Origin of the sequence: Salibacterium lacus, from assembly GCF_042684865.1 — a bacterium.
GTDB lineage: Bacteria > Bacillota > Bacilli > Bacillales > Marinococcaceae > Salibacterium > Salibacterium lacus.
Window position 1 is genome coordinate 655,198 of sequence record NZ_JBHUML010000002.1, and the last position, 16,524, is coordinate 671,721.

Genomic DNA, 16,524 nt, shown 5'->3' on the forward strand with positions numbered 1-16,524 from the left:
GCGTTAGCCCTGCCGGCGAACCGTCAGGAATACGCGTTCCATCGAGTACACGTCCGTATATTCGACGATGAAGAAAGCCGCGTCTTGTTGCGGCGGGTTCTGCGGGTCGACGTAGACGTCCATTTCCGCGTCCTCGTTGCCATCGCCTTCGCCGTCGCTGATGGCGTCGATATTGACGTAATTGTCTTCGAGATGCCGCTTCATCATCGAAATGGCTGTCTGCCGACCTTCCGGCGAATTGTCTAACTGCGCGATAACTTCCGACTGTAGAATCCGTTCGAGGTCGTTCAGAATTGACTGGCGGACGTTGATCGACCGGATGAAGTCGCCGGACGTCGTGATGCCCTTGCCGATTTTTACGTTATCAGCGCCCGCGATAAGGTAAAGCGAGCCGGCTTCGATCGCCGTTTCGCGGTCGGACTTACGCAATCTTGGCGTTACGTCGTCGCCAATGGTCGGCTTGTACGTTGCCGTTTCGTTCAGCGGGATGCTCGCAATCAGGCCGGCCAAGTACGGCGCTAGTTCCGCCGACGTGACGACCGTGCCCGCTTCGTCGACGCCGGTAATTGCGTTAACGACGTAGGCGTCTTCGATTGAACCTGACCGCGTATTGCCGGACGCCAAGTCGGAATCGTCGCCGCCTGCCACGAACGTTACGTGCTTACCCTCATCGCGCCACGCCGTCACCGCCTGCTGAACGGTGTCTTGATTCGTGCTGTCCGATTCCTGATCGAGCGAGATAGCGTTGAATGTTCGGCCTTCCAGCGCGTCGAGCATCGTTTCATACGCGGGGGTGTCAGGTGTTGCCGGCATCGTATAGACGATGACTTTGTTTGCGCCACCCTCGAATGCGAAGTCGATAGATTCCGTATTGCTTTCGCCGAAGAGGTCCGCTGCCTCGCCGTTTGGGTCGGTAATTTCGTAAATGGTTTCGGCCGTTGCCGTGCCGTCAAACGTTAGCAACGGAACCGCGACAATGCCGCGTGGGCCGCGTTGCAACAGCGCCGGCGCGTTATCCTCGAAATTCGTGTAGACGCCCGGCACTTGCGATAGACTTCCTATTTGCCACGCCATTTTTCGTCCTCCCTTTCGTGTCTCTCGTGTTTCACCGTCGTGTAACGGCGTTAAAAAAGCGCCGGCCTACGTAGACCTGACGCCTGCTTCCATAATTTTTTCGTATGCCTGTATGTCGCGCGCCTTTCGGACGACCGTCTGTAGCACTCCGAGGCCGGACTTTTGCCCGCCTTCCAGTTCCGCCACTTGCGATATGCCGAAGTTTCCGACGCGCATATACCTCATGGACCCGTCATTAATCGGTATTACCATTTTCGGGTCGCCTACCGTTAACTTTTCCGCCCGGCCCAACGCTCGCATAACGTTTGCGCTGTCGTTTTCGTCCGTTCCGCTGACGTAGATAACCTGCCAATCGCGTTCGGCCGCATACGTAAGCGACGTTTCTGTCGACGTACTTTCGCCTTGAAACACGATGACGAACGTGTCCGGGTCCGGCTGTTCCGGTATATTCTGCCGGACAAACGTTGCGTCCGGAAATGCGGCGGAAAAGTGCGTAATAATCGCTTCCATTTCGTTGATAATGTCGTCTTCCGTTGCTGTCGGCAAGTGTCCCGCCATTTACGTCACCACCCCTCTTTTTTCGCGGCAACGATGAGTCTACTTCGAATTTGATTACGCCATGCTTCTCGGTTTTCTTCCGCGGTAGTATCGAGATACTTTCGCTTTTTCACCTCGTGCTGATAGTACGAGTAGTTGAAGTCTTTCCGGTACGTGTTCGATGACATTTCGATTGACACGTTACTGCCCGTTCCTCGATCGAGTTTCTGCGATATTTGGCGCCGCAAGAACCCTTTATCTACGGGCGCATGGTCACGCGACTCCTGTTGCCATTGTTTTGCGATGCCTTTTGCGGCCCCTTGCGCCGCTTCCCCGAGCGCATCGTCGGTTCGATCGAGCAACCGCACAAGGCCGCTCAAATCCAGGTCGACTTCAACGCCACCTCTCGGCATAGCCACCGCCTCCTTTCCGCATTATAGATGGATTTTCGTAAGCCAAACGTGACCGCCGATACCTCGTACCGGCTCGATGCTTATCGGCTTCTTTTCGATAGTCCTTCCGAGTTCATCCTCGTAGTACACGGTATCGTCGTATGTCACGTTGACCGTAGCGCCCACCCGTATTTTTGCGGTAGAAACGACTTCATCCCCGTGTTGGTTCGTTACCTTTTCGTGCATTTCGGTCACGCGGGCTTTTACGTCGAACGGTTCGCCGGGATTAGTGCCGCCCCATCCGTCACTCTCGCCCGCTTTCGTAATAGTTATCGACTGGTGTGTCGGTATGATCGCCACGTTACGTCCTCCCGCCTAAATAATCGTCCATTTCACGCCGCGCTTCGATTTCCCGAATCGGTCGTAAATTTCTTTCGGAATGAGATCGCTAAGGTTTGTCGTGCCACCGCCGGCGAAGCTAATGCTGAAATCGTCGATACTGAAATCTTGGGCGCCGCGAATCCGCTGACGCATCGTGTCGTTATATTGCGCGCCAAGCACCGCCGCAAACTCGTACACCGTTTCGTCGTCAATATCGCCGGCCTCCGCCAAATCCGGAAATTCTTCGTTGAGTGTTCGCTGCGCTACGTTTAGCAGCGCCTTTTTTCGGCTGTCGTCGGCCGCGATGAAATCTTCGTTATCAAGCGTGTTTTCGCGGATGTAGTCGGTGGCCGCCGTTACGTCCCACGTTGCCATTTTCGGTCACCCCCGGATTAATTGTCGGAGGCCGACTCCTCCGCAGGTTTTTCGGTTTTCTGCGCCGGTTTCGGCTTGCCGGCCGGCTTGTCGTCCTCGACGAGCGTGACGCCTTTGAGGCCGTCGAGTACGTCCTTCTCGGCTTTCGTTGTCGTTTCGTACTTACCCTCGATAAATTTCCGGCGGACACCGTTCACGTAAAATCCGAGAAACGGCGTGCCTTTCGATTCATATACCGCCATGTTTCGTTACCTCCTTAAGAAGAAAGGAACGTTATGAGGTCGTCGAAAGTTTCATCTTTTCTTTCGGATAAGTCTTTCTCCCAAATAACGTAGAGTTCCATTCCTTCGTCTTCTATTTGTCTTGTCTTTCTCTCGTCCTTTTCTTGTATGCGGTCGTGGAAACGGTGAAATGGTTTAGAAACTCCGTAAATATCCGGGTTAGCATGCCAAAAATCCCCGTTAACCTCCAACGCGACATTGTAATCCGGCAAGAAAAAGTCAATCGTCATACGGCCTACCTCATATTGCGCGACAAACTCAACTCCTTCTTTTTCAAGGAAATGTTCAGTTTCTTTTTCAATCCACGTATTGTTAAATCTCCTGCTGCTTAAGAAACAAGATTTCGAGCAAAACTTTTTAAATTTACTGCTCGATGGGTCAACTTGGGATCGCATTTTACAGAAATAAGTTTCTGTGCATTGCGGACATTCGCGGGCGAATTTCTTTTCAACCCCTAGTCTTTCGATCTCTCTTATCAAGGTGTGTTGTTTCACCTTTAGTCTTTTTGCTATATCTGACATGTAGAGATGCTCGAAGTGAAGAAGAAATTCAATATCCTCTTTTTCTAGTTTTGTCCTAATGCCTTTATTTTCGCTAGGGTTTATAGCTCCGCTCTTGTGGTTGTTTGTCATATTTTTAGACTTCAAAGCGCGCGTACATTCATCACTACAAGCCCTTTTGAATTTTCTTTTATTGGAGGGGTTGTTCTGTGATTTTGTTTTCACATAGAACTCCCTTCCGCAATTTCGGCATGTGTTGATAAACATATTAACCTAGGTTCTTTAGTCTTCCGTGTGCCTGTTCCTGTTCGAGGACTGTCGTGTACTCCGTTTACCTTCGCGTAAGTTCGCTACACTCACGCCGCCTTTCGGCTGCTTACGGTTTCCCGTAAGACGAGACTATATCAAGAACTCTGTGAGTTCCTCCCCGTTTCGAACGCCAATAGCTTGCGTCCTACGGCTTGCGCCTAGTCGTTACACCTTCCGTACATTACGGCTTGGCTCGGTATTGCCGGTAAACATATTACTGCGGGTTCTACCGAATTAGAGGAGTTTCGATGCGCTGTCGCCAACGCAAAGGGCTAAGTTTAACCGACGATCTGACCTTCCGTATAATCACCTTTGTTGCCGAGAAGGGTATGCGTAAATTCACGGCCGGTCATCGGATGAACGTTCAGGCGGTTCGTATCGACAATCATAACTTCGTTTGCGTCTAGGTTATTATCGAGTACAATCTCGGCCTGCCCGAAGTCAGACACGTACTGGTCAACGACCTGACCGCGCGTATTTTCTTCGCGAGTCAGACGAATGTCCGCCTTGTCGAAACCACTGATTGCTCGCTTCTGCTTCGCCGGAACGATGATCTTCCAGTCGCCGGCAGACTTGAACGCGCCCTGTTCGAACTGGTCCTGCATGAGGTCGTTCAGCATGGCGTCAGTCAGCGCGCTGCTGCTTGCGTCCGTAACGTTCGTCTGAATCATGTTTCGAATACCGTTCATCTGACGTACGTAACCGTCGGTATCTTCGTACTTAATGCCGTTGATGATAGCTTTTTCGAGTTGCAGCGCGAGTTCCTCTTGCTTCTTCTGACGCTCGTACTCGTACAGGTCGTCGATGCCATATTGCGAAACAGCCGCAGAAGTACCGGAAATGCTGATTGTTTCGTCGAAAATCTGCATAAGGTTGCTCTTACGCGTGCGGGGTTTGAACCGTGCGGAACGCGCGTCAGCACCTTCGACACCTTCAACGAATTGCACCTCGACATTATCGCCTGCCGTAATAGCAGCCGCCGTAGTATCCGCGTAACCACGTTCGACCGTTAGGTCACTTCCGCTCACGCCGGTTACTTTCAGCAATTCTTCGCCAATTTTAATGACGTGACCTGTACGGAATGGCGTCGGATTTTGAACGGATACAGTCGTTGCACTAACCGTCGCGTCGGATGACGCTGTAGACTCGTCGCCAAACGGTGCGTCCTCTACCCATTCGTGTTTTACGTTATTCAATGGCGTTCCGAAACCAACTCTGTTAAGAATCGGAATTTGGTGCGGACTAAGATACAGAAGTTCGTCCGCGACGGATTCGCGTACACCTACAAGTTCGCCTGTCATAATTTTACTCATGATAAATCGTCCCCTTTTCGTTAATTAATTTTGGCGCCGTGTTTTACGGCATAAAAAATACGCCCGTTAAGGCGTTTTTCGCGTTAGTTAGATAATTCACGTCTTAATTTCGAGGCGTTCATTCGGTCTTGGATTTTGCCGGTCTGTTTCGCCTTTTCTTCCGCTTCTTTAACGAGTTGCTCCGAAGTCTTATCCGTCGCTCTTTCCCCACCGTTATTAGTAGGCGATCCGACGGACTTTTTCGGCTTGCCGCTGTCTTGCTGCGAAAGTAAGAACGGTTTTTCTGATTTCAGCGCGTCAATAACGTCTTTTGTACCGTTGATGTTTCCTTCCTCATCGACTTCTACCGAGGATGTGTCGGCAAGCTGGAACGCGTCATCGACGTACGCAATGCCTTGTTCTTGCGCCTGGCGGATGAAATCGTTATAAATCCGCTCATTCTGTACTTTCGCTTTGTAATCTTCGAGTTCTTGGCGGATTTCGCCCTTTTCCTCTTCGTGCTTTCGCGCCAACTCCTCCGCCCGGTCTTTCTCGGACATCTCCGCAAGCCTGCGTTCTTCCGCTTCTTTCTCGTATTGTTCGGCTTTCTTACGGACTTCGTCGTAATCGGAATACTTCTGACGCTCGCGTTCGAGCCGCTTCGTGATAATGTCGTCGAGTTCCGATTGGGTGAACGTCTTTTCCGCGGTTTCTTCGCTAGTTTCTTCCGTCGTTTCGGACGTTTCCTGCGCGGACTGTTCCTGCTCGTTCACTTCCTCCGTTTGCCCTTCGGTTTCCTGCGTTTGCTGCACGGTCTGTTCGTTTTCTTCTGCCATTTACGATTCCTCCCGTTTTAGCGCCGTCGCGCATATGTTGGTTTCCGTAGCTTTTACCGTCCTCCACGTTCTGGACATAAAATTAGACCCCGTTTTTGTCGCGGAGTCTTTTCGGCAGCAAATCGAAAGTCGGCAACATCGTCAGACTATGCGCGCAGCTCGGATGCCACAGCCCGCCGTTTTTCGATTCTTCGATCGTTGAAAAATCGCCCGGCGCGTCCGACGTTAGCGCAAGGATTCGGCCTTGCCACGGCACACATTTTTCGCAAGCGCCGACGTGCGTGCTAACCACGCCGTACTGTACGCCCTCGCGCAAAGCCTCCGTCCGCTCGCCTTCGACTTGCATTTCGGCCGATTTCGTTCGCACCGCCATTTCGACGTAATCGTTCAGCTTCCACGTATTTCCGCCCCGGTCCGTAATCGCAAGGTTGGCCGACGCACCGAGCCGCCACCGTAAATCGCGTATCTGCGCGCGGGCGCCCTGCTGGCCAGCCTCTCCTTCGCGAATAGTACGTGCCGCCGCCCGGCGGATTTCGCGCTTCACATGCCGGCGTGTGTTCTGCGTGGCGGCGAGTAAATCCTCCGTAAGCGTTTCGCGTGCGTTCGCCAAAAGGGCGCGCTGTTCGTTATTCATGCCGCGATCGCTCCGCAATTTCCGTTTTGCCGCGCCAACCGTTTCCGTGCCGACGTCTGATATCGAAGCCACCGAAGCACCTTCCGCCAACGCCGACGCCCCGGCGCTTAGGCCGGCGGCCGCCGCAATACCGAACGCAAGCAACGCCAGCGCCCGGCCGTGCTCGAACGTTTGCGCCGGAATATCTTCGGCCTCAACGCGAAGGTCGGCGTCGAGGCGATCGAGAACAGCGTTGATTTTTCGAATGGCTGCCCGCTGCTTTTGCCGGTTTAACTCGGCCAACTCGAGGTCACGTAAAATGTCCTCAATTTCGATACGGGCGCTGCCGACGCGTCGAACAACACGCGTAACGTGCCGCTCGATGTCCGCTTCCTCTTCCTCGGTAATTTCGCGCCAGTTGTCGGCCATTAGTTATCGCCTCCCTCGTCGTCGACCGGCGGTGCCTGCCGGAACATTTCGGGATCACTTACGGCCGGGCCGGCTTCATCCTCTTCGTCGTCCTCGATGCGCGCGATAATTTCCTTCGCCTGGCCGTCATCTACTTCGTCCTGCCGCTTAATCGCGGTATGCCGGTCAATTGTCGGCTTGGCGCCTGTGCGGATTTCCATAATTTCCGCGAGTTCTTTTTCGTTCGCCGGAATGCCGTCTTTCCAATGGATTTTCGGATAAACGGGCGTAAAATTCGCGTCGCCGTGTTCGACGTCGAGCTGCTGCGCAATATACAGCGCGTCCCGGACGGCGCGGTCATAGTGCCGCCTAATCCGCTTCACTTTCGATAAGATCGGCATGAACCGCTGTCGTATCGCCGCGCCGTCCGTGTGCGACGTGCCGCTGCCGCCCGATTCCGAGCCGGCCATCGTTGTGCCGAACAGCCACTGCGGCGTTTCCGATTTCATGAACGCAAAGCCGATTAATTCGTCGAGCTGTTTGAACGCCTGATCGAGCCGCGCGTCCCACGTCATGTAGCCCGGCTCCTGCTCGTCCTGTTTGACCGGAATGTAGGCGCCGGAAATCTTCGTCGTGTCGGCGTTGCGGCCGTCGTCGAGGGGCGGTCCGTACGCGGTCGGGTCCATCATCTTCCACAGAATGTAATCGATCTGTACGAGGCGGTCGTTTATCGCGGTCAGCACCGTTTCAATCTTTTCGAGGCCGCCCGTGCCTTCCCACGTTGTATCCTCGGACTTATACGGCACATGACGCACCAGGATTTCCGGCACGCCGGTCGCAACGATGTCCTCCGTTCGGCCGGTCGGTACCTTTTTGCCGATGTAAAACGTCCGCACCGGATATCCGTACCGTTTAACGACGTCATTTTCGTAGGCTTCGAATTTTTCGTGGATAATGAAGCCCGGCAAGTGGCGCTCAACGATGAGATACGGAATTTCTTCGCCGCGCCAATTGACGACGTATTCGATGTACGCAATATTGACCGCCTTGAACGATTTTGCGTCGCCGTTCGATATTTCCGGAAAGACGTCGGTCGCCGTAACATGCTCGATAATCGGCTCCATGTCGGCGTTTTCTTCGAGGAAGGCGTTAAATTCTTCCGCGGAAAGAATGCCGGTCAACTCCGAGTAGTCCTGCCGGTAGCCGTAGCGCACTTTCAGCCAGGAATCACCGCGTATGCCGTTGCCGACCGTTGATTCGTGAATTGTCGTAATAAGATCGTTATTCTCGACGTAGCCGTTCACCGTCTGTTGCCGCGCGCTGTCGTCCGGGTCGCCTGTTTCGAAAGACGGCGTTTCGCCGACGAGCAGGTCGGCCGGCTTTGTCGCGAGGATGTCCGCAAGGTTGACGCCGATGTACAGCTTCGCCAACTGCTCGGCTTGTTCCGGCGAGCTTTTCCGCAGTAAATCCGACGCCCGTTCGTAGATTTCGTTCAGCTTGCCGTCATACAGCGTCTTCATGCGCTTTTGCTTCGAAATCCGTTCGATATGATTTTGCGGCGGAAACTGCTTGCCTTCGTCGAAAAGTTTGTACGTGACGACCGTGCGGAACTCGTCGTTTAGTTCCTCGACGTCGTTGCCGAGGTTTTGGCCGATCCATTTAGGCATACTATCCCTCCTTTATAAGAAAATTGGTTTTGTCATGATTCTTGCTTTTGGTTGCGTTGCGATAGAATTAGCCATCTGCAAAGCGTCCGGCAAGTCGTCATGCGCGTTTGATCCGTACTGTTCGAGTTGTTCTATTAACAAGGCGTGATTTGGATTGAATACAATTTTATGCGTCTCTACATCAGGCTGCATGGCTTCTATCCGCAACTCCTTCCGTGTTCTCTGTGTTATCTTTTCAACGCGGTTATGTGCCGGATATCCGGTATATTCAAGCGCGTCCTTTAACTTGTCCACGAAAAACTCCTGAGCCATTTGTGACTCCGCAGCAATTCCGTCCGGCTGATAGTGCCGTACTTTGTTGGTAATGATTTCAAGGAAGTCGTCCGGCGTTACTCGTTCCCCAAACGCGTCCAGCACGTAAACCACGCCGGTTGTTCGGTCTTTCGCTATCGTCACGCAGGCCGAGTAGTCGCCACGTTGCTTACCTAGCGCAAAGTCGATACCCATGTATATTTCGTACTTATTATGCGGAAATATGTCTTCCGGCGAATAGTACGCAAAGTGGTCCGGATTGAAAATCATCGACTCTTCGTCAACCGGATTGTTCATATACTCCGTATTAAACGCCTTGCTGCCGTTATCCCACTTCCATTTCAGCAATTCGAAAATCGGCCGGGCTTCCGGCCACAACACTTTCACGCCGGCTTCCATGTCGTCCTTATGTTCCGCGTAGTACGCCTCTGCTTTGTCTCGCCGCTTCGGGTCGTTCCGGTCCACGTATATCTTGCGGCACTCTTCCCACAAATCTTCGCGGTCAGGGTGCGACACGATAGCGCGGTAAATCGATGTCCGAAAGTCCGACCGATTATGCAGAATATTCATCAGCAATGAGTCCGGCGCAACGGTCGTACCCATGACGACGAATGCCGTTTTCAGACCCTTCGGATCGCCCAACGGAATGACCACCTGCGAAAACCAATCGCGGAGTTTCTGCCGCTGTTCCGGCGTGGCCGCGTTCGTTTTCGCGTCTTCGAGGTCGTCGCATATGACGAGGTCCGGCCGGTTCCCGTTCCAGTTACGCCCACGCAACGCTTGGCCGGTTGAGGCCGCCTGTACGAGCGACAACTGCCGCCGCCGGTCGGAATCAGCGCCGTCCTTATGCCACGCGATAAATTCCTCGCTGTTATCCTTGATGTTCGCCTGGTCTTTCGGCGACAGCAACGGCCCGAAGTCCTGCCGGAGTTTTTCGTTATGTTTGAGCTGATCCGAAATCCATTCCATGTTGCCGGCCGCCACCTTCGGCGTTTCCGAAATAATGATGATGTAGTGGCGTAGTCGGTAGACGACCTCGTGTATCGGGTACGCCTTCGACAGAAACGACGACTTGGCGTGCGAACGCGGCGCCGCCACCGCCACTTTATCGTTCCGCTTTACGTGACTTACTTCGTTCATAATTTCGCTAATTTCGGCGTGAAATTCCGGCGCATTGCGGGTTACTTTCGCCGTCTTGTCGCCGTAGGCCGGAATCCAGTTGCCGTCGTTTTCCGGGTTAAGGTCGTCGCCGAAGTATTCGTACGCGAAATAAAGGAGGTCGCCCTCGGCGCGGTGTATCCGGCGCAGGCGCGCCCGTTCTTCGAGCAGGCCGGCGTAGTCTATCGCAATTTCGTCCGGCATGTCGTTGACGGCCGGAAACTCGCCCTCGATGTATTCGATTGTTTCCGTGGTTTCTTCGATTTTCCGCGCCCTTGCGTCCGTGTCGAGCCAATTTCCGTTTACCCACGCGATAGTACCGACCTCCTTTCGTGAAATTATCGTTTTACCCCGTTGACTTTTGCGCAAAACTACAGTAAGATGAACGTAACATATTCGAAGGAGTGTTACGTTATGAACGAAGTCCAGCCGATTAAAAGCAAGCGCCATATCAACGCCATTAAGTCCGCCCTGCACGGCCGCAACCGCCTGCTGTTCGTCCTCGGCGTCAACTCCGGCCTGCGGATTTCCGACATGCTGCCGCTGAAAGTCGGCGATGTTCGCGGACAGGATTACGTTGCCATTCGCGAAAAGAAAACGGCCAAGCCGAAACGGTTCGCGCTTAACAACGCCATTAAACGGGAAATCCGCGAGTCCGTGCCGGCCGACGCCGCCGATGACGATTACCTATTCCGCAGCCGCAAGGGCGCCAACAAGCCGATCAGCCGCGTGCAAGCCTACCGCATTCTCGACGCGGCCGTTGAACGCGCCGGGCTGGCCGGCAAAATCGGCGCGATCGGCTGCCACTCCACGCGCAAAACTTTCGGCTACTTTGCGTACAAGAACGGCACAGACATCGGCCTGCTTATGCGCGTGTTCAACCACAGCAGCGAAAAGCAGACGCTACACTACATCGGCCAAACGCAAGAAGACATCGACGACGTTTACGTTAATATTTCGCTATAGCACCGCAACACACCGGGCGCCTTCGTAATGAGGGCGCTCCTTTTTGCGTGCAAATTGACGGCGTGTGGCGTTTTTATGCCGTTCAGGGGCGTAACCCCTTGCGCGGTAATGTGACGGCTCACAGACGGCAAAATTGCGGTTGTATTACGGGGCGTGCGTGTGTTACCGTGGTGTTACGAATATCCAAAGTGAAATTTTAATTTCCGGACCTACGGTCGGCCACCCAGTGTCGCCTCTCGTATAGGCCTTGGGGGGTGTCAAGCAATACTACTTTACACCCGAACGTCTGTTCCCGTAGAACGATCGTTATAGGAACGCTTGTTCGCGTAAGTCGTTCGATAACGAGAACGAACGCGCGTTCGCCTTCGGCTGCATACGCAATACATCGCAATGTATACGCAATGTAACATAATCCCGTTGTGTTACGTTCGGCCGGGCGTCATAACCGCGCAGTGGCGGGCATTATGCGCCATATACCGTAGGCCTACGCACACGCTTCGTTTATGCAGTCGGTATACACCGGCATAGCAGCGTGGAAAATATCGCCATATTCAGACGGTCTGCATACGGTAGTGCATACCGTAGGTTGTTCGACCAGCTTACGTAGGCAAACGGGCGTTCTCCTTGTTCGATATTAAGAACGGGTTACCCGAACATCCGTTCGATTCCGCCTCCTTTTCTCGAAAATGTTCCGGCGGCCGCGCGGTAGGTCGGTGTCGCAGGCATATGCGGGACAATATACGTCCCTATATCGGACATAACCGGACTGCCGATATCAGCCGAACAGGCCGATAATATCCGCATTCCTACCTATATAATTGCGCTACTCATCCGCACCTTGTCCGCCATCCTCGTTATCCTCGTCCTTATATTGCGCTATCTTGTCGCGAATGGACGCGATATCCGTACTGCCGCTGTCCTTCGTCTCGACCTCGTGCTTTTCCGTCAGCAGGCCGTGCGCTTGCAGTAGGGTCCGGAACATTGCGGCATTTCCGTCGGTAATAATATGGTCCGGAATAGACGCCATAACCTCCGGTAGCCTGTCGGTCGTGTCGTTCATTATCTTCCGCTTCAATTCCGCATTAAAGTCGTCGTCATTGCGCCATCTGCGTAATGTACGTTCGTCCACGCCTACCTCTGCGGCTACTTCCGGATATGTACGCCCGCCGCGTTGTGGCATCGCCAGTAACGCAATCGCAGCGTATTGTAGGTCGCTGAGTTGCTTCGCCATGTAATCGTCCTCCTTTCGTCTATATTCGCCAAATCAGCGCCTGTGCGCCGTTCTATGCCGACGCCCTACCGAAGCCCCTTCGCAACCTAGCACGCCATCACACGACGGAAATTTTGCGGAATATGCCCAGCTCCCACCGGACTATCCCCGATCGCCAAACGTACACCCATCGTCCTTGTCCGCAAACACCGCCAGTAGCTCGCATGTGCCGTGGTTGGCCGCAAAATAGGCGCAGTCACGGCAGCGGGTAATCGGCTTGCTTTCGTTGTGTTCCGGCATGGTATCGGCCTCCTTTTCGTTTTATCCGACCATTTCGAAAATGAAATAACGGTCGATGTCGTATTTATCGATGAACTTTTGCGCATCCTCTACGCTGTCAAATTCCGCCCACTTGCCGGACGGATCGAGCAGCATCGTCCATTCGTGAAAGTTCTCGGCGCCAATCCGTTTCGTCTTCGGAAACATCACGAAGTATGTCGGCCCTTCGCCTACCTTCCCTTCGATCAACTCGTCATTCCGCATCTGCCATTCGCGCCTGAACCACGTCCCCATTTCGCCGTCATAACGGATAGGATGGCCGCAAACGTCGTCTGCTTTCGGGTCAACGCCGAGAATCGTGTACATCCTCTCTCCGTCAAATCTCCGCTGGCCTTCGTAAATACGGAGTTGCTTCTGAAAATAATCCGCACACTCAGCCGGTAGCGTAGTGGTGTCTGTCGCCATGTTATCGACTCCTTTTCGTAGGTATTCCGGTAATACCGGTAATTCCTCGCGGGGATTAACATAATCCGTCGGGGAATTAATGGGCCTGCCGGCCCGCAGCCGAGGAAAACCACCTCGACTGCCTAGTATATTAATGCGAGTATCTTTATCGTAATCAATTATTGCGCAAATGTAGTATAGGCGGCCGAGCCGGCAGGCGAAGGCCCGGCGTAAGCCGGAAGGGTCTGACGTCCGCTGACGAAGACCAAGAAGAAATTTTCCGGCCGTAATCGCCAAACTCCCCGCCACGCCAGCGCTCACCGCCATTTTTCGGTGTCCGAATGAGCGCACACTTTTCGGCAAATATTCCGAATGAGCGCACACTTTCGAAGCGCCGCCGCCAATTACCGCCCGTTTTTCACGTTAAACATGGCGGTCAGTGTGTCGTCCGGCTGCGTATTTTTGCGGTAGAACACGTTCGGGTTGAACGTATATTTTTCGCTGCCGCCGACCTTGATCCTCGCAATCACGTATTCTTCGCCGAACGTCATTTTCGGCAGGCGCCGGCTTAACTCCGACGGACTAACGCCGATCGCTTCCGCCAACTCTTTTCGGTTGAACCACCGTATCTTTTGCGGGTCCTCTTCGAACGGATTGTCGCAAAGGGCGTTCGTTTCCATGTGAACGTACGGCAGCATCCGGTACATCAAGCCGATGTCGGCCGCCTTGACTTCGCGGTACACCTGCTTCACCTTCGTAATGTACGATTTCACAACGCCGGGGTCCGAAAAGGCGCCGCGGAAGTGATACCGCTGATTGACGAAATACTCGGCGGTGCCTCGTCCGCCCTCGCCGCCGGCCTCCGTAATGATCCGGTGAGCCTGCGCCGCGTCCAGGAAGTCGTAGAATGTGCTGTTTTTGCGCGACAGGCCGAGCGCCTTTTTCATGTCGGCCGTAGACATTGCGGTCTTGTCCGGCTTAACAATTCGGCCGGTTTCGTACTCGACGCTGCATTGCAGGCGCATGAGGTAGCCGCATTGTGCCGTTGTCAGGACGTCGTATACTTCGTGCAGATTGCGCATGTTCGTCGCGGTAAAATGCCGCTGATCCCGGCCGCGCCACTCGGCCGCCTCGCGCTCCGCCTTAAATGCGGCCGTTTGCGCATGGCTTACGACGCGGTGCGTTAAGGCTGGCGCCGACACGCGGGCTTCACCGGTTTCGCCGTCGACATACGAAAAAACACCGCTGTAATAGCGATGTGATTGTCGGTTGCCTATCGTAATCACCTCCGCAAAATAAAAAGACGCCCACTACTCGGCAGGCGCCGTTGTTACCGTGCTTTATTCGATCTTTTCGCCCCATGCCGCCCTGTCGTTAATCTCCGCTTGCAAATCGGCCGTCTTCGCCTTCCGCAACACATCCGCCACTTGCACGGACTGTATGTCGTCCACTTCGTCACCATTCTGCGCCCACGTCATGTACGTGTAGTCCGGCTCGTCATTCCAGCGGACAACCGTCTCGTGCTGCGTCCAGTCGGCTGCTTCCGCTTCCCTCAGCGCCTGCGTCGCCGCCTTAGCCTCGCGTTGGATCGCCTTAAGACCGCGAATCATTTCGGCCATATCGACCTGCGCGGTAATGTCCGTGCCTTTCGTCGTGTCGGCGAGTTCCGGCGCGTTGGCCAGCGCAAACATGCCGGTAAATTCCGTATAATAGCCGCGTTCTTCGTCGCCGTGCGGCACAGTCGGCGCGAACACCGCCATTTCGTTGTCTTCGCAAATACACTGCGCAAGCCCGCCGCCTGTTGTTGCGATAATGTCGCCCTTTGCGTAATTTCTGCTGCCGTTCGATTCGCGCTCATTGTGCGCCATTCGTAACGCCTCCTTCGTAATATTTTGGCGAGCCTTGCCGCGCGCTGGCGGAGTTTGCTCGCCCTATTTCGTCCTATAAGGCATAGCCGTGAAACTACGCAAAAGTTTACGTTTTCCTAATAATCCCCGCTAATTTCGTGCATCTTCCGGTTGGTGTCGCGCGTCTTCGGTCGATAGTCGGTGCCGTCTTGCCCGATCTCCTCCGTCCATGTATGCGAAATCTCTTCGTCCTGCCTTCGTTCCTGCTGCCTCCCGCTCATAACCGGGTACTCGTTATGCGCCATCTTGTACGAGTCCATGTCCGTCAATTCTTCGCGCAAACACAGCGTCGACAGCCGGTCGAGAAAGTTGGCCGGCGGCATTTCGTCATTCGCCGCAAAGTACCGTTCCGTTACGTCCTCTACCGCGTCGAATATCGCCTGTCTTTCGGTTAGTCGGCCGCCCTTCGCCTGGTCGAATAGTCCGTTGATTTCCTGCGATAGTTCTTCGTTTGTCATTCTGCGTCATCTCCTTCGATTTCTTCGTAATGTATCGCGTAGCCTTCGCCTTGCCACGCCCATGCCTCGTACACTGCCGCTATGTCCGATTCTGCCCTCGCCAGTAGTAGCGATACGGCCGACTTGTCCGATAAATCCATCCGTACTGCCGCCCGTTCTTGCGTCATGTCCCGCACGTAAACGTAATACACCGCCTGCCGCTGCCGCCGCGTAAGCCGCGCCCGGCCGATCGCCGCCCGTAAATCCTCGAGAATCACCGTCGCGTCGTAGTCGCCGAGGTACTGCCGGGCGGCCAGCGCGTGGTGGTCGCGGAGTAGCTTGCGTACGCCCGCCGCGGAGTCCAACGCGTAGGTTGCGTCGTATTTCCGTTCTTTTTCGTGCATGTCGATTTTTGGCGCGCCTATAGTACCGCCGTCCTTCCGTGAATTTTTCGTGTCTATCGATTGACTTGCGTAATCATTCGCGATATACTAGACGTAACAAAGTTGCTAAAGCAACCGAACCACGAAGGAGTGACGCAATATGTCGGTTAACAAAGTCCGCAGCGCCCTGTATTTCGTCAGCCGCATCCTCGGCGACGCCAACGCCGTCAAGCGCGGCAAAGTCGGCAAGCGCATCGCCCGCAGACTCGCCGGCAAAGGTACCGGCCGACTCCTCGGAAAGTTGTTCCGCTAATGAGTACCGCCGATGTCAACCGATTCACCTTTGCGCTGCGTTACCGGCTGTGGCTCGCGGAAGAGGCCGACAAGTACGACGATATCCTCTTCGAATGTGAGCGCGAATTGCCGGCCGCCGATGTTGACCGCTTGACCGACGAAATACTGACCGCCCACAGTCGTTAATTTCCGGCCGAGGGCGGGCTTTTTGCGTCGATAAGCCGGTCTATTTCCTCGATATACTCATACTTTCTGCGCAAGTCCTCGCCTATCTGCGACAGCCTCATCCGCTTGTTGGCGCGCCGCCGTACCGTGCTATTTTCGTCTGTCATACCGAATAATTCCTCGCTTATTTTCGCCTTTTGCCGCTCTAACTTGGCGGTTTCTTTCCGCAATGTTTCCCTGCCTTTCCGGTAGCAATATAACGTCACGTCCACAATATCCGCCACCTTTCGATTAAATTTCCGTA

The 16,524-nt window shown here is 54.2% G+C and carries 24 protein-coding genes; 3 read left to right on the top strand and 21 right to left on the bottom strand.

Annotation, left to right across the window (positions count from 1 at the left end; all coding sequences use genetic code 11):
* Positions 1 to 3: 3 nt before the first annotated feature.
* The 12 genes from ACFSUB_RS04075 to terL form a co-directional block, all read right to left on the bottom strand.
* Positions 4 to 1,074 (bottom strand): phage tail sheath subtilisin-like domain-containing protein, encoded by a 1,071-nt coding sequence (locus ACFSUB_RS04075; protein ID WP_380711908.1) that lies wholly within the window; start codon positions 1,072 to 1,074, stop codon positions 4 to 6.
* Between the two features lie 66 nt (positions 1,075 to 1,140).
* Positions 1,141 to 1,632 (bottom strand): hypothetical protein, encoded by a 492-nt coding sequence (locus ACFSUB_RS04080; protein ID WP_380711909.1) that lies wholly within the window; start codon positions 1,630 to 1,632, stop codon positions 1,141 to 1,143.
* Between the two features lie 5 nt (positions 1,633 to 1,637).
* On the bottom strand, positions 1,638 to 2,024 hold the full coding sequence (locus ACFSUB_RS04085; protein ID WP_380711910.1) for an HK97 gp10 family phage protein: 387 nt from the start codon (positions 2,022 to 2,024) through the stop codon (positions 1,638 to 1,640).
* A 21-nt stretch (positions 2,025 to 2,045) separates the two neighbouring features.
* Positions 2,046 to 2,363: a hypothetical protein gene (locus tag ACFSUB_RS04090; RefSeq protein WP_380711911.1), complete on the bottom strand. Its 318-nt coding sequence runs from the start codon at positions 2,361 to 2,363 to the stop codon at positions 2,046 to 2,048.
* A 15-nt stretch (positions 2,364 to 2,378) separates the two neighbouring features.
* Entirely contained in the window at positions 2,379 to 2,759 is a 381-nt protein-coding gene (locus ACFSUB_RS04095; RefSeq protein WP_380711912.1) for a hypothetical protein, read from the bottom strand.
* A gap of 17 nt (positions 2,760 to 2,776) precedes the next feature.
* Positions 2,777 to 3,001: a hypothetical protein gene (locus ACFSUB_RS04100; protein WP_380711913.1), complete on the bottom strand. Its 225-nt coding sequence runs from the start codon at positions 2,999 to 3,001 to the stop codon at positions 2,777 to 2,779.
* 14 nt (positions 3,002 to 3,015) lie between these two features.
* On the bottom strand, positions 3,016 to 3,765 hold the full coding sequence (locus tag ACFSUB_RS04105; protein ID WP_380711914.1) for a hypothetical protein: 750 nt from the start codon (positions 3,763 to 3,765) through the stop codon (positions 3,016 to 3,018).
* 362 nt (positions 3,766 to 4,127) lie between these two features.
* A complete protein-coding gene (locus tag ACFSUB_RS04110; RefSeq protein ID WP_380711915.1) occupies positions 4,128 to 5,162 on the bottom strand; it encodes an SU10 major capsid protein in 1,035 nt (344 codons plus the stop codon).
* An 83-nt stretch (positions 5,163 to 5,245) separates the two neighbouring features.
* Positions 5,246 to 5,977 carry a phage scaffolding protein gene (locus tag ACFSUB_RS04115; RefSeq protein ID WP_380711916.1) on the bottom strand — a complete coding sequence of 244 codons (732 nt, stop codon included), beginning with the start codon at positions 5,975 to 5,977 and terminating at the stop codon, positions 5,246 to 5,248.
* Positions 5,978 to 6,059: 82 nt separating this feature from the next.
* On the bottom strand, positions 6,060 to 7,019 hold the full coding sequence (locus ACFSUB_RS04120; protein ID WP_380711917.1) for a phage minor capsid protein: 960 nt from the start codon (positions 7,017 to 7,019) through the stop codon (positions 6,060 to 6,062).
* Positions 7,019 to 8,665 (bottom strand): portal protein, encoded by a 1,647-nt coding sequence (locus ACFSUB_RS04125; protein WP_380711918.1) that lies wholly within the window; start codon positions 8,663 to 8,665, stop codon positions 7,019 to 7,021. The genes ACFSUB_RS04120 and ACFSUB_RS04125 overlap by 1 nt, the downstream gene beginning before the upstream one ends.
* Positions 8,666 to 8,677: 12 nt before the next feature.
* Positions 8,678 to 10,339, bottom strand: coding sequence for a phage terminase large subunit (terL, locus tag ACFSUB_RS04130; RefSeq protein WP_380711919.1), 1,662 nt, complete (start codon positions 10,337 to 10,339; stop codon positions 8,678 to 8,680).
* 210 nt (positions 10,340 to 10,549) lie between these two features.
* Between terL and ACFSUB_RS04135 the strand changes: the two genes are divergently transcribed.
* On the top strand, positions 10,550 to 11,101 hold the full coding sequence (locus tag ACFSUB_RS04135; RefSeq protein WP_380711920.1) for a site-specific integrase: 552 nt from the start codon (positions 10,550 to 10,552) through the stop codon (positions 11,099 to 11,101).
* 645 nt (positions 11,102 to 11,746) lie between these two features.
* Here the strand turns inward: ACFSUB_RS04135 and ACFSUB_RS04140 are convergent.
* The 8 genes from ACFSUB_RS04140 to ACFSUB_RS04175 all read right to left on the bottom strand — a co-directional run bounded on the left by ACFSUB_RS04140 (position 11,747) and on the right by ACFSUB_RS04175 (position 15,782).
* Positions 11,747 to 11,905, bottom strand: coding sequence for a hypothetical protein (locus tag ACFSUB_RS04140; protein WP_380711921.1), 159 nt, complete (start codon positions 11,903 to 11,905; stop codon positions 11,747 to 11,749).
* A 19-nt stretch (positions 11,906 to 11,924) separates the two neighbouring features.
* Positions 11,925 to 12,332, bottom strand: a complete 408-nt coding sequence (locus tag ACFSUB_RS04145) for a phBC6A51 family helix-turn-helix protein (protein ID WP_380711922.1) — start codon at positions 12,330 to 12,332, stop codon at positions 11,925 to 11,927.
* A gap of 141 nt (positions 12,333 to 12,473) precedes the next feature.
* On the bottom strand, positions 12,474 to 12,611 hold the full coding sequence (locus ACFSUB_RS04150) for a hypothetical protein (protein WP_380711923.1): 138 nt from the start codon (positions 12,609 to 12,611) through the stop codon (positions 12,474 to 12,476).
* 21 nt (positions 12,612 to 12,632) lie between these two features.
* A complete protein-coding gene (locus tag ACFSUB_RS04155; RefSeq protein WP_380711924.1) occupies positions 12,633 to 13,055 on the bottom strand; it encodes a hypothetical protein in 423 nt (140 codons plus the stop codon).
* Positions 13,056 to 13,438: 383 nt separating this feature from the next.
* Positions 13,439 to 14,236 carry a hypothetical protein gene (locus ACFSUB_RS04160; RefSeq protein ID WP_380711925.1) on the bottom strand — a complete coding sequence of 266 codons (798 nt, stop codon included), beginning with the start codon at positions 14,234 to 14,236 and terminating at the stop codon, positions 13,439 to 13,441.
* 138 nt (positions 14,237 to 14,374) lie between these two features.
* Positions 14,375 to 14,902 (bottom strand): hypothetical protein, encoded by a 528-nt coding sequence (locus ACFSUB_RS04165; protein ID WP_380711926.1) that lies wholly within the window; start codon positions 14,900 to 14,902, stop codon positions 14,375 to 14,377.
* Between the two features lie 116 nt (positions 14,903 to 15,018).
* Positions 15,019 to 15,399 carry a hypothetical protein gene (locus ACFSUB_RS04170; RefSeq protein ID WP_380711927.1) on the bottom strand — a complete coding sequence of 127 codons (381 nt, stop codon included), beginning with the start codon at positions 15,397 to 15,399 and terminating at the stop codon, positions 15,019 to 15,021.
* Positions 15,396 to 15,782 (bottom strand): sigma factor-like helix-turn-helix DNA-binding protein, encoded by a 387-nt coding sequence (locus ACFSUB_RS04175; protein WP_380711928.1) that lies wholly within the window; start codon positions 15,780 to 15,782, stop codon positions 15,396 to 15,398. Before ACFSUB_RS04175 ends, ACFSUB_RS04170 begins: the two co-directional genes overlap by 4 nt.
* A gap of 139 nt (positions 15,783 to 15,921) precedes the next feature.
* Here ACFSUB_RS04175 and ACFSUB_RS04180 point away from each other — a divergent pair, with 139 nt between their 5' ends.
* Together ACFSUB_RS04180 and ACFSUB_RS04185 are read left to right on the top strand one after the other, a co-directional pair.
* Positions 15,922 to 16,074 carry a hypothetical protein gene (locus ACFSUB_RS04180; protein WP_380711929.1) on the top strand — a complete coding sequence of 51 codons (153 nt, stop codon included), beginning with the start codon at positions 15,922 to 15,924 and terminating at the stop codon, positions 16,072 to 16,074.
* On the top strand, positions 16,074 to 16,241 hold the full coding sequence (locus tag ACFSUB_RS04185; protein ID WP_380711930.1) for a hypothetical protein: 168 nt from the start codon (positions 16,074 to 16,076) through the stop codon (positions 16,239 to 16,241). Before ACFSUB_RS04180 ends, ACFSUB_RS04185 begins: the two co-directional genes overlap by 1 nt.
* Here ACFSUB_RS04185 and ACFSUB_RS04190 read toward each other — a convergent pair.
* Positions 16,238 to 16,492, bottom strand: a complete 255-nt coding sequence (locus ACFSUB_RS04190) for a hypothetical protein (RefSeq protein WP_380711931.1) — start codon at positions 16,490 to 16,492, stop codon at positions 16,238 to 16,240. The two genes, ACFSUB_RS04185 and ACFSUB_RS04190, sit on opposite strands and share 4 nt — an antisense overlap.
* Positions 16,493 to 16,524 lie beyond the last annotated feature (32 nt).

Bases quoted from the DNA above. Each gene is read 5' to 3' on its own strand.
- ACFSUB_RS04125 (WP_380711918.1), bottom strand. From the start codon at position 8,665: ATGCCTAAATGGATCGGCCAAAACCTCGGCAACGACGTCGAGGAACTA.
- ACFSUB_RS04150 (WP_380711923.1), bottom strand. From the start codon at position 12,611: ATGCCGGAACACAACGAAAGCAAGCCGATTACCCGCTGCCGTGACTGC.
- ACFSUB_RS04170 (WP_380711927.1), bottom strand. From the start codon at position 15,399: ATGACAAACGAAGAACTATCGCAGGAAATCAACGGACTATTCGACCAG.
- ACFSUB_RS04075 (WP_380711908.1), bottom strand. From the start codon at position 1,074: ATGGCGTGGCAAATAGGAAGTCTATCGCAAGTGCCGGGCGTCTACACG.
- ACFSUB_RS04100 (WP_380711913.1), bottom strand. From the start codon at position 3,001: ATGGCGGTATATGAATCGAAAGGCACGCCGTTTCTCGGATTTTACGTG.
- ACFSUB_RS04095 (WP_380711912.1), bottom strand. From the start codon at position 2,759: ATGGCAACGTGGGACGTAACGGCGGCCACCGACTACATCCGCGAAAAC.
- ACFSUB_RS04175 (WP_380711928.1), bottom strand. From the start codon at position 15,782: ATGCACGAAAAAGAACGGAAATACGACGCAACCTACGCGTTGGACTCC.
- ACFSUB_RS04135 (WP_380711920.1), top strand. From the start codon at position 10,550: ATGAACGAAGTCCAGCCGATTAAAAGCAAGCGCCATATCAACGCCATT.
- ACFSUB_RS04085 (WP_380711910.1), bottom strand. From the start codon at position 2,024: ATGCCGAGAGGTGGCGTTGAAGTCGACCTGGATTTGAGCGGCCTTGTG.
- ACFSUB_RS04110 (WP_380711915.1), bottom strand. From the start codon at position 5,162: ATGAGTAAAATTATGACAGGCGAACTTGTAGGTGTACGCGAATCCGTC.
- ACFSUB_RS04145 (WP_380711922.1), bottom strand. From the start codon at position 12,332: ATGGCGAAGCAACTCAGCGACCTACAATACGCTGCGATTGCGTTACTG.
- ACFSUB_RS04185 (WP_380711930.1), top strand. From the start codon at position 16,074: ATGAGTACCGCCGATGTCAACCGATTCACCTTTGCGCTGCGTTACCGG.
- ACFSUB_RS04115 (WP_380711916.1), bottom strand. From the start codon at position 5,977: ATGGCAGAAGAAAACGAACAGACCGTGCAGCAAACGCAGGAAACCGAA.
- ACFSUB_RS04080 (WP_380711909.1), bottom strand. From the start codon at position 1,632: ATGGCGGGACACTTGCCGACAGCAACGGAAGACGACATTATCAACGAA.
- ACFSUB_RS04120 (WP_380711917.1), bottom strand. From the start codon at position 7,019: ATGGCCGACAACTGGCGCGAAATTACCGAGGAAGAGGAAGCGGACATC.
- ACFSUB_RS04165 (WP_380711926.1), bottom strand. From the start codon at position 14,902: ATGGCGCACAATGAGCGCGAATCGAACGGCAGCAGAAATTACGCAAAG.
- ACFSUB_RS04140 (WP_380711921.1), bottom strand. From the start codon at position 11,905: ATGCGGATATTATCGGCCTGTTCGGCTGATATCGGCAGTCCGGTTATG.
- ACFSUB_RS04155 (WP_380711924.1), bottom strand. From the start codon at position 13,055: ATGGCGACAGACACCACTACGCTACCGGCTGAGTGTGCGGATTATTTT.
- terL (WP_380711919.1), bottom strand. From the start codon at position 10,339: ATGCCGGACGAAATTGCGATAGACTACGCCGGCCTGCTCGAAGAACGG.
- ACFSUB_RS04180 (WP_380711929.1), top strand. From the start codon at position 15,922: ATGTCGGTTAACAAAGTCCGCAGCGCCCTGTATTTCGTCAGCCGCATC.